Raw genomic sequence first — 10,635 nt, forward strand, 5'->3', positions numbered from 1 at the left:
CCACGTGATGTCCGGTCAGGCCCGGCGGTGGGCGATCCGGCCGGCGACAACTGTCACCAGGCAGGCGTCGGCGGCGCCGTGCACCGCGAGGTCGGCCCGCCCGCCCGGACGCAGCGTCACCGCCACGGGTGCGGGCAGCACCAGCAGGTCGCTCCGGTCGACGGCGGCCCGCAACGCCGGATCGGCGAGGTGCTCCGCCAGCACCGCCGTCACCCCGTGCCGCAGCAGCGCGTGCACCCGCTCGCGTGGGGTGGGTGCCGCCGGCAGCGGACCGTCGTGCAGCAGCCCCGGCCCCAGCGTGCCCGGCCAACGGCGGAGCCGCACACCCTCGTACGCCCCGCTCAGCTCCGCCAACGGGCCGACGGCCTGGACGCGGTCGCCGTCGACGAGTACGGCGTACTCCGGCACCGGTTCGCCGTCGGGGGTGTGCCGCAGCAGTGGCGCGGTGTGCAGGGTGCGCACCGTCAGTCGACGATCGGCCCGAGCAACGGACGCTTGGCGGTCACCGTGTCGCCGGACGATCGGCCGGTGAGCCGCCGCTTGATCCACGGGGCGAGGTGCTGCCCGGCCCAGCGCAGGTCGGCGGCGCGGGCGGCCAGCCACGGCGACGGCGCCGGATGCGGCGGGACCATCAGCCACTCCTCGTCGCAGCCCACGCCGAGCGCGTTAAGCACCTGCGCGGCGACCCGGCGGTGCCCGGCCGCGGAGAGGTGCAGCCGATCCGTGCTCCAGAGCATCGGGTTGAGGAAGGTGTCGTCGGCGTACAGGTCGACCATGATCGCGCCGTGCCGCTCGGCGGTCTCGCCGACCGCCTGGTTGAGCAACTGCACGCGGGGGGCGACGAGGCGCTGACCGGGCAGACGGGCCATCACGTCGGCGAAACGGAAGAGCAGCACGTCCGCGCCGCCCGAGCGCAACTGCCGGACCACCTCGTCGAAGCGGGCGACAAGCGTGTCCGGGTCGAAGGTGCGGCGCAGCACGTCGTTGCCGCCGGCCGCGAAACTGATCAGATCCGGCTTCATCGCCACGGCGGAGGGCACCTGCTCGGCCACCACGCTGGGGAAGAGCCGGCCCCGGATGGCGAGGTTCGCGTACCGGAAGTCGGGGCCCGCCTCGGCGGCGAGCCGGGTCGCGACCAGATCCGCCCAGCCCCGGTACGAGCAGTCCGGGTAGGCGTCGTCCATGCCCTCGGTGAAGCTGTCCCCGACCGCGACAAAACTGCGCCAGCGCACCCGCGCCTCCCTCACGCCACCCGTTGCCTGCGGCGACCAGTCTGTCACCGGGGACGCGGCGCGCGGTGCCCCCGATCGGACGACGTGGCGGAGGTCATCCGCGGGTGTCCTCCCCGGTCGAACAGCGTGGCGCGCTCCAGACCCATGTCGATCATGACCTCGGACGGAGTGCGCGCGGCGGGTCGCCATGGCTCGCTCGCAGACCCCACAATGGAGGGCCGGTCACCGGGGCCAGGCAGCGGGGAGGCCGAGTTGAGTCAGGCAAGCGAGCCGAGCCCCGCCGGGCCGGCCACACCTACACGCAGCGCCCGCACCCGCCAGATCCGAGTCGTGGGACTTGTCGTCGCGTTGGCCGTCCTGGCGGCGGCCCTGGTCCCGATCGTGCTCGCCGTGGGTCCCCCGACCCGCGATGAGCTGCTGGAGCAGGCCGGGATGAAGGGCAAGCAGCAACTGGTCATCGGGGTGAAGGACGACCAGCCGGGCATCTCCCAGCGGTTCTCGAACAACGTCTGGAAGGGCTTCGACGTCGACATCGCCTACATGATCGCCAGCTTCCTCGGGTTCGACCGCTCCCAGGTGCGGTTCCTGCCCATCGAGAGCGAGGACCGGGCCCGGCGGCAGGCCAGCGACGGGGACGGGTTCGTCACCGTCGACCTCGTCATCGCCTCGTACAGCATCAACAAGAAACGTGAGGAGGAAGGCGCGGTCTTCTCCTCGGCCTATCTGCACACCGAGCAGTCGGTGGTGACCCTGCAGAGCTTCAAGGGGCCGGTGAGCAGCCTCCAGGATCTCGCCGGGCGGTCGGTCTGCTCGCTCACCACCTCGACCTCGATCGACCGTCTGACCGAGGCCGGCGCGAAGCCCAGGGGCCGGAACCGGATCAGCGAGTGCATCCAGGAGTTGTACGACGGCGAGGTGGAGGCCGTGACCACCGACGCCGCGATCCTCGCCGGCTTCGTCACCGCCGACCGGCCGGGCGACGACGGTCAGCGCTTCCCGGTAACCCTCCGGAACACCAAGCCTCTCCGGCACTGGGACATCGGCTCGTCCCCCCAGGAGAGGTGGGGTGTCAACACCGGCCCCAACCAGGCGCTCCGCGACCTGGTCGACCTCGCGCTGTACACGTCGGCAAACGACGAGGAGAACGCGACCTGGGAGAACGCGTACAACGCCAACCTCCGCTGGCAGCAGCAGTACAACCCCGGGCAGCCGGTCGCGGAGCAGGAGCAACCCGAGGCTCGGAAGGTGGAGGTGCGGCAGTGGCCGTGGGAGAGGATCGCGCTGCCGGCGCCGGCGCACCCCGGATCGCCACCGACCTCGGTGACGGCAAACCGCGCCGGATGGCGGGGGCGCGGCAGGCGCAGCAGTGGCTGCTGACCCTCCTGCCCGCGTTCCCCGTCCTGCTCCTGGTTCTACGGCTGTGGCAGCTCAGCCGGCAGGACATGTCGACGATGCTGCTGCTGGTGCAGTACGTCAGCCCGCTCGGCCTGCTGAGCGCCCTGCTGATCGCCCTGGTGTGGGCGTTCCCCGTGGTGGTGCTCGCGTTCGGCGTGCTCGGTCGGCTGCTCCGGCTCAGCGCCCCTGACCGCTTCGACCCGGAACGGTCGCTGCTGGCCTCGGGGACCGCGCGTACCCCCGGTTGGGTGATCAGCGCGGCCGTCGCGCTGGGGGCCCTCACCTGGCAGCTCCGCTTCCTGCCGTCGCTGCTGATGCTCGGTCTCTGGCTGCTCGCGCTGCGGACCCGCTACCTGCACCCGGACCAGCCGACCCGGATCCTGGTGGTGACAGTGGCGCTGCCGGTGGCGGCGGCGGTGCTCGCGTACAGCGTCCTGGCTCCGGCGATCTGGACGGCGGTCCAGGAGGGCGAGTTGTCCACGGCTGCGCTGCTCGCGGTGCCGCCCGCCGCCACCCTGCTGCTCACCGGCCCGATCCCCGGCTGGATCGCCCCGGCGCTGACCCACGGGCTGGCGTTCACTGTCGCCGCCGTGCTCCCGGTCGTGATGGGAGCGGTCTTCCTTCGGGTGCCCCTGCTGCCCACCGCCGCGATCGAGGTCGACCCGAATAAGGCCGCCGAGGCTCCCGTGAGCGACGCGGTTCCGTCGCCGCCCGACCGGGCCGGCCTGGAGGTGGTGCTCGGCGCGCTCATCGCGGTCACCGACACGTCGACGATTGTGCTGGACCAGACCGGCCGGGTGCGGTTCCTGCCTAACGGTCAAGTCCAGTCGCAGGTCCTCTGCCCGCAGGCGGCGCAGGTGCCGTACAGCCTGGTGTCGGTACGCGGCTGGCCGGTGGAGGAGACCGCCCTGGACTGGATGATGCCCCGGCGGCCGGTGGTCGATCCGGACGTGCGCTGCGAGGGCCGGCTTCCCGGCGCGGGATGACAGTGCGGAGAGGACCGCGGCCAGCACCCGGCCGGTTCGGACGCCGATGGTTGCCGTCGTGGGCGGGCTGGGACCGAAATGGATCGCTCACGCTGCCGCACCGGTCGTAGGCTGCGCGGATGCTGCTACGCATGTCGACCCTGTTGCTGCGGACCCTGCGCGAGGATCCGGCCGACGCGGAGGTGCCGAGTCACCGGCTGCTGCTGCGCGCCGGTTACATCCGCCGTGCCGCGCCGGGCGGCTACACGTGGCTGCCGCTGGGCAAACTGGTGCTGGACCGGATCACCGAGATCGTCCGCGCCGAGTTGACCGCGATCGGCGACCAGGAGGTGCACTTCCCGGCGTTGCTGCCCGCCGAGCCGTACCGGACGAGCGGCAGGTGGACGGAGTACGGTGACCTGTTGTTCACCCTCGCCGACCGGCGCGGTGCCGAGCACCTGTTGGCGCCCACCCACGAGGAGATGGCGGCGCTGCTGGTCAAGGACGTGTTCACCTCGTACCGGGACTTCCCTGTGACGTTGTTCCAGGTGCAGACGAAGTTCCGCGACGAGGCGCGGCCCCGGGCCGGTGTGCTGCGCGGCCGGGAGTTCCTGATGAAGGACGCGTACTCGTTCGACCTGGACGAGGCGGGGTTGCGGGACGCGTACGCGCGGCACCGGGTGGCGTACCAGCGGATCTTCGAGCGGCTGGGCCTTGAGCACACGGTGGTGCACGCGATGTCCGGTGCGATGGGCGGTTCGGCGTCGGAGGAGTTCCTGGCCACGACGCCTGTCGGTGAGGACACCTTCGTCGGCTGCACCGCCTGCGACTACGCGGCGAACACCGAGGCGGTGGTCGCCCGGGCGCCCGCTGCCGGCGATCCGGCCGCGCAGCCGGCCGTCGAGGTGCACGACACGCCGGAGACCCCCACGATCGCCAGCCTTGTCGAGCTGGCGAACGTCCGCCGGCTCGGCGGTCGGGACGGCTGGACCGCCGCCGAGACACTGAAGAACGTCGTGTTGACCGTCCGCCAACCGGGGGCCGAGCGGGCCGAGCTGCTGGTGGTAGGGCTGCCCGGTGACCGGGAGGTCGACCTGAAGCGGCTCGGCGCCGCGCTGGAGCCGGCCCAGGTGGCCGTCTTCGACGACTGGGCCGCGCATCCGGAGCTGGTACGCGGGTACATCGGCCCGCAGGTGCTGGACAAGTTGGGCATCCGCTACCTCGTCGATCCCCGGGTGGTGCCCGGCTCCGCGTGGCTGACCGGCGCGAACGAGCCCGGCCGGCACGCGACAGGTGTGGTCTGCGGACGGGACTTCACACCCGACGGGACTGTCGAGGCGGCCGAGGTGCGCGCCGGGGATCCCTGCCCCGCCTGCGGCGACGGCGAGCTGACCATCAGGCGGGGCATCGAGATCGGGCACATCTTCCAGCTCGGACGCCGGTACACCGACGCGTTCGCTGTCGACGTGCTCGGTCCGGCCGGCAAACCGGTCCGGCCCACGATGGGTTGCTACGGCATCGGGATCTCCCGGGCGGTCGCGGCCATCGCCGAGCAGCACCACGACGACCGGGGGCTCATCTGGCCGGCGGCGGTCGCGCCGTGCGACGTACACCTGGTGGTGGCGGGCAAGGGGCCGCAACTCGACGCGGCGCTGGAGCTCGGCGGACGCCTCGCCGCCGCCGGTCTGCGGGTGCTCGTCGACGACCGGACGCACGTCTCGGCCGGGGTCAAGTTCACCGACGCCGAGCTGATCGGCATCCCGCGCACCGTCGTGGTCGGCCGCCGTCTCGCCGAGGGGTACGTGGAGTTGCGCGAGCGGGCCGGTGACGGGCGCGTGGAGTCGCCGGTGGACGGTCTGGTCGAGCGGATCGTCGACGAGGCGCGTCGGGAGCGTGCGAACCTGGTGTAGCGGCCGCGTCACGGGGTAGTGCAGTTCGATCGGGTGCAAACGCTTCGGAGGCTCTCATGACCGGTTACCGGGTCAGCGACGTCATGACCAAGCAGGTCGTCTACCTGCCGGTGGAGACGACCCTGGACGAGGCGGCCAGGGTGATGAAGGAGGCGGACATCGGCGACGTGGTGGTCACCGACGGCGCCAGTCTCGCCGGCATGCTCACCGACCGGGACATCGTGGTGCGGGCCGTTGCGGAGAACAGCTCCCCGGCGGCCACCACGATCGGCTCGATCATCACCCGTGAGGTAGTGATGATCGAACAGCACTGCACGGCGGGCGAGGCGGCGACGCTGATGCGCGACAGGGGGATCCGGCGGGTGCTGGTCTGCGACAGCGACCGCAAGCTCGTCGGGATCGTCTCGCTCGGCGACCTGGCCATGCAGCTCGACCCGACGAGCGCGCTCAGCGAGATCAGCGAGCAGTCCCCGACGGTCTAGGAACGGGCCGGCGGTAGCCTCGACGCATGGCTGACATGCCGGCCCGACTGGCCGAGATCGTCGACGAGTTCGCCGCCGCGCCGCGCGACCTGGTGCTGGAGATGCTGCTGGAATACTCCGACGCAATCCCCCCGCTGCCCGACGGCGCCGCCGACCGCGAGGGCATGGAGCAGGTGCCGGAGTGCCAGACGGCGTTCTTCCTGCGCGCCCGGGTGACGGCGCAGGGCACCGTCGAGACTCTCTTCGACTGCCCGCCCGAGGCGCCCACCACCCGGGCGTTCGCCGGCATCCTCGCCGAAGGCCTGGCCGGGGCGAGCGCCGAGGAGGTGCTTGCCGTGCCGGACGACCTCTACCAGCGGATGGGTCTGGCCCAGGCGATCAGTCCACTGCGGGTACGCGGCGGCACGGCTATCCTGGGCCGGCTCAAGCGGCAGGTCCGGGAACAACTCGGCTGACCTGGCAGTTGCCACCGGTCATGGAGATCGAGATCTACGCGGACCTCGTCTGCCCCTGGTGCTACATCGGCAAGCAGCGGCTGGAGCAGGCCCTCGCCAGCTACGACGGCGAGGTGACGGTTCGCTACCGGCCGTTCCAGCTCGACCCGTCGCCTGTCGCGGAGCCCCTGCCGCTGGTGGCGGCGATGGCCGCCAAGTTCGGCGGGCCGGAGCGCGCCCGGCAGATGTTCGACCACGTGACAGCGGTCGCGGCGGGTGACGGGCTGCGGTTGGACTTCGACCGCGCGGTGATCGCCAACACCTTCGACGCGCACCGGCTGGTCGCGTACGCCACCGACCACGGTCGGGCCGGCGAGATGGTGGAGGCGCTCTACCGGGCGCACTTCACCCAGGGCGTCGACCTCGGCTCGCGGGAGGCGCTGGCCGCCGTCGCCGGCGAGGTCGGCCTGGACGCCGACGACGCACGCCGGTTCCTCGACTCGGACGAGCGGACCGCCGACGTCACCGCAGACCTGGCCAGGGCACGGGACCTGGGCATCACAGGCGTCCCGATGTTCGTGCTGGCCGGGAAGTACGCGGTGTCCGGCGCGCAGGAGGCGCAGACGCTGCTCGCCGCACTCGCCGAGGTCGAGCAGCGTGAGGCCGCCGCTACCTGATCACATCGACGGCCGTGATGTTTCACGTGCAACGGTATCGACGCCGATGCCTGGTCAGGCCGGTCGGGCCAGCCCTTCCACCACCTGTGCACCGGGCAGCGCGCCAAGCGCCGGCCCCGGCAGGGCGATCTTGCTGTGGCGTACGCCGGATCCGATGATCACGTGCGGCGTGGCGATCACCCGCGAGTCCACGAGGATCGGCCACTGCGCCGGCAGCCCGATCGGGGTGATGCCGCCATACTCCATGCCTGTCAGCTCCACCGCGTCGTCCATCGGGGCGAAGCTGGCCTTGCGGACGTCAAGCGCGCGGCGGGCCACCCCGTTCACGTCGGCCCGGGTGGTGGCCAGGACGACGCAGGCCGCGTAGCGGACCACGCCCTCACGCTTGCCCGCCACCACGACACAGTTGGCCGACACGTCAAGCCCCACCTCGTACGCGGCACAGAACGCGGCGGTGTCGGCCAACTCGGCGTCGATCGGCGCGACAAGCACGTCGTCGACGTCCACAGGCGCCTCGGCGGGCCACTGCGCGATGGCCTCCGCGACCGGAGGGGCGAGCAGGTCGAGGCGGGCGCGGGCCGGTTCGGTCTTCAGCGTTCCCATCACGGGTGCGATCCTCGCATCCGCCGCGACGGACCGCCCGGCGACTCCCGGGCCACCCTCGGACGTCACCCCCGTACCGGGACTCAACTGCCCGCCAGGAACGCGTTGTCGCGCATGAAGGAACGGTCGCGGGCAGCCGCCAGCTCCTCTTCGCGCCGGGCCTTGGCCCGCTGTAGCTCCAGATCCTCGAGAGCGTGCCGGACACCCAGCCGGATCACGCCGTAGAGGAAGACGAAGCCGAAGACGTAGAGGATCACCGTGGTGACGACAGCGAACATGCCGCCACGGTAAGGCGAACGTGAACGGTCGCAGCTCTCATCTCCGCCCGGTTCCCCCGTACGTGTCGGCGGCCTCACCCGGAGCGCACCAGGTCCACGACTGTCAGCAGCGCGAAGAAGCCGATAAGCACCTCGTCGACCACCCAGGAGTGCCCCTCGGCCCACTTCCGCATCCGCGTCAGCGACCGCACGGCACGCCGCCCGAGCAGCAGCACAGCCAGCAGCGGCAGGGCGAGCAGCACGACCGTGACCAGCACGAACGGCAGCAGATCCCACCACGGCAGGTCGTGCCGGGCGACGCTCGCCCCGACCGCGGCCATGGTCAGGTCGTCGCTGGGCGTCACCACGAAGAGCAGCGCGCAGAGTCCCGCCGCCCGGGCCGGCCCGGCATGCCCGAGGTCCCCCAGCCATCGTGGCGGCCCGGCCCGGTGCCGCCGCAGCCACACCACAGCGGCGAGGGCGACCAGCAGGACGAGCACCACCACGTCGATGGCGGGACCCCGGTCGACCCGGCCGGCGAAGGCACCGGCGTCGCTGGCCACACCGCCCACCAGTCGGGTGAGCAGCCAACTCGCGGTCACCCCGATGGTCACCACCAACCCGCCACCGAGGAGGAAGCCCAGCGACGCGGCCCGGGGCCGATCCGACGAGGCGAGAAAGACGGCCACGACCACCTTGGTACCGGCGACCATCACCACGGCCAGCGGCAGCACGGTCAGGAAACTCATCGCCCGCCATCCTCCCGGCCGACAGGCGTCGGACGGTGCCGAATCTGCGGATCACCAACTCCGCTACGCGCTCGCGCGCACCACGACCCGTCCCGCCAGCAGCGTGCCGAGCAGCGCCAGGGCGGCGGCGACCGCCAACGTCGACGCGTAGCTGGCCGGGCCAGGCGCGCTGCCGGCCGCCAGCACCGCACCGGTGAGCGCCAGCACTGTCGCCGCGAAGAGCGAGTCGCCCAGTTGCAACGACGAGCTGTTGCGGCCCTGCTCGCCGGGAGCGGACAGCTCGAGGGTGAGCACCGACAACGACGGGTAGAGCAGCCCCATGCCGATACCGGCGACCGCCCAGCCCAGCACTGCGACGGCCACCGGCAGCTCGGGCCGTACGGCGAGCGCCACCGTGGCGGTGCCGACGGTGATGCAGCTCAACCCGGCGCGGGGCAGGCTGGCACGGGACGCCGGCACCGGAATCCTGCCCTGGATCCAGGAACCCACCGACCAGGCCAGCGCGCCTACCGTGAGGACCAGTCCGGCGCCGGTCGGCGACAGCCCCCGCTCCCGGGAGAGCATCAACGGGATGACCACCTCGGCGCCGACGAACGCCGCCGAGGCCAGCCCGCGCAGCCCGATCACCGTGGGCAGGCCGCGGGCCGCCCGGAGGAAACCGGCCGGCAGCAGACGTGGGGCGCAGACCAGCAGGCCGGCCACGGCCACCGCCACAAGCGCCAGGGCGGTGACGCCGCGCTGCTGTCCCCCGATGTGCAGCAGTGCGGCGCTCACCGCCGCCCCGCACGCCCAACCGATCCGCGCCGCCGCGCCCGCCGGCACCCCGGTCCGCACCGACTGACCGAGCGACCGCAGGCCGGGGTGGATCAGCAGGACCGCCGGCACGGCCACCGCCGGCACCGCCAGGAAGACCCATCGCCAGTTCAGGTGCTCGACGATCAGGCCGGCCACCGCCGGTCCGACCAGCGACGGTACGACCCACGCCGCCGCGAACGCGGCGAAGATCCGCCGGTGCAGGTCCTGCGGGTACGCGTGTCCGACGATCACGTAGAGCGCCACCGCGAGGAGCCCCGAGCCGAAGCCCTGCACCACCCGGCCGACGACAAGCACGCCCATCACCGGCGCGGTCCCGGCGATCAGAAGCCCGACAACGAACCAGGCGACGCCGTGCCACATCGGTCCCCGGGGTCCTCGGGCGTCGCACCAGATGCCGGACACCACCATGGCCAGCACGTTCGTGGCGAACGGTCCACCGAACGCGATCCCGTACAGGGCCAGCCCGTCCAGACTGCGGGCGACAGTGGGCATCGCCGTGCCGACCGCCAGCGCCTCGAACGCGAGCAGCGAGATCAACGCGACGCTGCCCACTGTCATCGCCCGCAGCCGGGGTGCGAACAGACCGGGCGCGGCCGGTACGGCGACGACTGTGGTGGGACTCGGCATGCACCGAGCCTGCGACCTCAACCCGGATTCATGTCAACCCGGCGGTGACCCAGCTCTCGTCAGGCCTCCTTGAACGCCTCGCCGATGCCGCCGACGAGGCCGGAGAAGTGCTGGTCGGTGAGGAGATGCCCGGCGGTGATCGCCAGGGCGAGCGGCCACTCGATGACCTGGAGCGCGACGAGCACCCCGATTCCGGCGTAGTAGGCGATCCGGTCCGGCGGTGGCACCGCCACTTCGCCGAGCATCGGCAGGTCCATCCGTCGGCTGTACATCCTGACGTTCTCGCGCGGCCCGTTCAGGTGTCGGCTGAGTGCGCTCATTCCGGCCTCCCCGTGTCCGGTGACAGTCGCCGAATTCCACAGCCCATCTCGTCCATGCGCAGACTACGGCGGAAACTTCCGCTTCTGCGAGGGCATAACGGACGGCAGGTCGGGAAGCCAGGCCGCCGGACGTGAGGGCGGCGGGAGGGCGAGATGGCCGAGGTCAGC

Annotated in this window: 13 protein-coding genes; 6 read left to right on the top strand and 7 right to left on the bottom strand. The window is 72.1% G+C overall.

Annotated features, from left to right (window positions below):
• Positions 1-15: 15 nt before the first annotated feature.
• Both ACZ6N8_RS06555 and ACZ6N8_RS06560 read right to left on the bottom strand, forming a co-directional pair.
• Complete coding sequence (locus tag ACZ6N8_RS06555) at positions 16-462, bottom strand: imidazolonepropionase-like domain-containing protein (RefSeq protein ID WP_466008036.1); 447 nt, start codon at positions 460-462, stop codon at positions 16-18.
• Positions 463-464: 2 nt separating this feature from the next.
• Positions 465-1,232, bottom strand: a complete 768-nt coding sequence (locus tag ACZ6N8_RS06560) for an SGNH/GDSL hydrolase family protein (RefSeq protein ID WP_466008038.1) — start codon at positions 1,230-1,232, stop codon at positions 465-467.
• Positions 1,233-1,484: 252 nt separating this feature from the next.
• Between ACZ6N8_RS06560 and ACZ6N8_RS06565 the strand changes: the two genes are divergently transcribed.
• The 6 genes from ACZ6N8_RS06565 to ACZ6N8_RS06590 all read left to right on the top strand — a co-directional run bounded on the left by ACZ6N8_RS06565 (position 1,485) and on the right by ACZ6N8_RS06590 (position 7,095).
• Positions 1,485-2,609, top strand: a complete 1,125-nt coding sequence (locus ACZ6N8_RS06565; RefSeq protein ID WP_466008040.1) for a transporter substrate-binding domain-containing protein — start codon at positions 1,485-1,487, stop codon at positions 2,607-2,609.
• Entirely contained in the window at positions 2,573-3,613 is a 1,041-nt protein-coding gene (locus ACZ6N8_RS06570) for a hypothetical protein (RefSeq protein WP_466008042.1), read from the top strand. The genes ACZ6N8_RS06565 and ACZ6N8_RS06570 overlap by 37 nt, the downstream gene beginning before the upstream one ends.
• A 119-nt stretch (positions 3,614-3,732) precedes the next feature.
• Positions 3,733-5,502, top strand: coding sequence for a proline--tRNA ligase (locus tag ACZ6N8_RS06575; protein ID WP_466008044.1), 1,770 nt, complete (start codon positions 3,733-3,735; stop codon positions 5,500-5,502).
• Between the two features lie 56 nt (positions 5,503-5,558).
• Complete coding sequence (locus ACZ6N8_RS06580) at positions 5,559-5,984, top strand: CBS domain-containing protein (protein WP_466008046.1); 426 nt, start codon at positions 5,559-5,561, stop codon at positions 5,982-5,984.
• 26 nt (positions 5,985-6,010) lie between these two features.
• The gene (locus ACZ6N8_RS06585) at positions 6,011-6,439 is read left to right on the top strand and encodes a SufE family protein (protein WP_387117173.1); all 429 of its coding nucleotides are present in this window, start codon (positions 6,011-6,013) and stop codon (positions 6,437-6,439) included.
• A 20-nt stretch (positions 6,440-6,459) separates the two neighbouring features.
• Entirely contained in the window at positions 6,460-7,095 is a 636-nt protein-coding gene (locus tag ACZ6N8_RS06590) for a DsbA family oxidoreductase (RefSeq protein ID WP_466008048.1), read from the top strand.
• Between the two features lie 54 nt (positions 7,096-7,149).
• Here the strand turns inward: ACZ6N8_RS06590 and ACZ6N8_RS06595 are convergent, their stop codons facing one another.
• The 5 genes from ACZ6N8_RS06595 to ACZ6N8_RS06615 form a co-directional block, all read right to left on the bottom strand.
• Positions 7,150-7,698 (bottom strand): YbaK/EbsC family protein, encoded by a 549-nt coding sequence (locus ACZ6N8_RS06595; protein WP_357992535.1) that lies wholly within the window; start codon positions 7,696-7,698, stop codon positions 7,150-7,152.
• 83 nt (positions 7,699-7,781) lie between these two features.
• Positions 7,782-7,976 carry a hypothetical protein gene (locus ACZ6N8_RS06600; protein ID WP_278136729.1) on the bottom strand — a complete coding sequence of 65 codons (195 nt, stop codon included), beginning with the start codon at positions 7,974-7,976 and terminating at the stop codon, positions 7,782-7,784.
• A 74-nt stretch (positions 7,977-8,050) separates the two neighbouring features.
• Positions 8,051-8,704: a GAP family protein gene (locus tag ACZ6N8_RS06605; RefSeq protein WP_466008050.1), complete on the bottom strand. Its 654-nt coding sequence runs from the start codon at positions 8,702-8,704 to the stop codon at positions 8,051-8,053.
• Positions 8,705-8,767: 63 nt separating this feature from the next.
• Positions 8,768-10,147 (bottom strand): MFS transporter, encoded by a 1,380-nt coding sequence (locus ACZ6N8_RS06610; RefSeq protein WP_466008052.1) that lies wholly within the window; start codon positions 10,145-10,147, stop codon positions 8,768-8,770.
• A gap of 59 nt (positions 10,148-10,206) precedes the next feature.
• Positions 10,207-10,467 carry a hypothetical protein gene (locus tag ACZ6N8_RS06615; protein ID WP_466008054.1) on the bottom strand — a complete coding sequence of 87 codons (261 nt, stop codon included), beginning with the start codon at positions 10,465-10,467 and terminating at the stop codon, positions 10,207-10,209.
• Positions 10,468-10,635: the final 168 nt, after the last annotated feature.

The organism is Micromonospora sp. NPDC047521 (assembly GCF_055587305.1).

Bases quoted from the DNA above. Each gene is read 5' to 3' on its own strand.
- ACZ6N8_RS06585 (WP_387117173.1), top strand. From the start codon at position 6,011: ATGGCTGACATGCCGGCCCGACTGGCCGAGATCGTCGACGAGTTCGCC.
- ACZ6N8_RS06605 (WP_466008050.1), bottom strand. From the start codon at position 8,704: ATGAGTTTCCTGACCGTGCTGCCGCTGGCCGTGGTGATGGTCGCCGGT.
- ACZ6N8_RS06610 (WP_466008052.1), bottom strand. From the start codon at position 10,147: ATGCCGAGTCCCACCACAGTCGTCGCCGTACCGGCCGCGCCCGGTCTG.
- ACZ6N8_RS06600 (WP_278136729.1), bottom strand. From the start codon at position 7,976: ATGTTCGCTGTCGTCACCACGGTGATCCTCTACGTCTTCGGCTTCGTC.
- ACZ6N8_RS06570 (WP_466008042.1), top strand. From the start codon at position 2,573: ATGGCGGGGGCGCGGCAGGCGCAGCAGTGGCTGCTGACCCTCCTGCCC.
- ACZ6N8_RS06595 (WP_357992535.1), bottom strand. From the start codon at position 7,698: ATGGGAACGCTGAAGACCGAACCGGCCCGCGCCCGCCTCGACCTGCTC.
- ACZ6N8_RS06615 (WP_466008054.1), bottom strand. From the start codon at position 10,467: ATGAGCGCACTCAGCCGACACCTGAACGGGCCGCGCGAGAACGTCAGG.
- ACZ6N8_RS06575 (WP_466008044.1), top strand. From the start codon at position 3,733: ATGCTGCTACGCATGTCGACCCTGTTGCTGCGGACCCTGCGCGAGGAT.
- ACZ6N8_RS06580 (WP_466008046.1), top strand. From the start codon at position 5,559: ATGACCGGTTACCGGGTCAGCGACGTCATGACCAAGCAGGTCGTCTAC.
- ACZ6N8_RS06590 (WP_466008048.1), top strand. From the start codon at position 6,460: ATGGAGATCGAGATCTACGCGGACCTCGTCTGCCCCTGGTGCTACATC.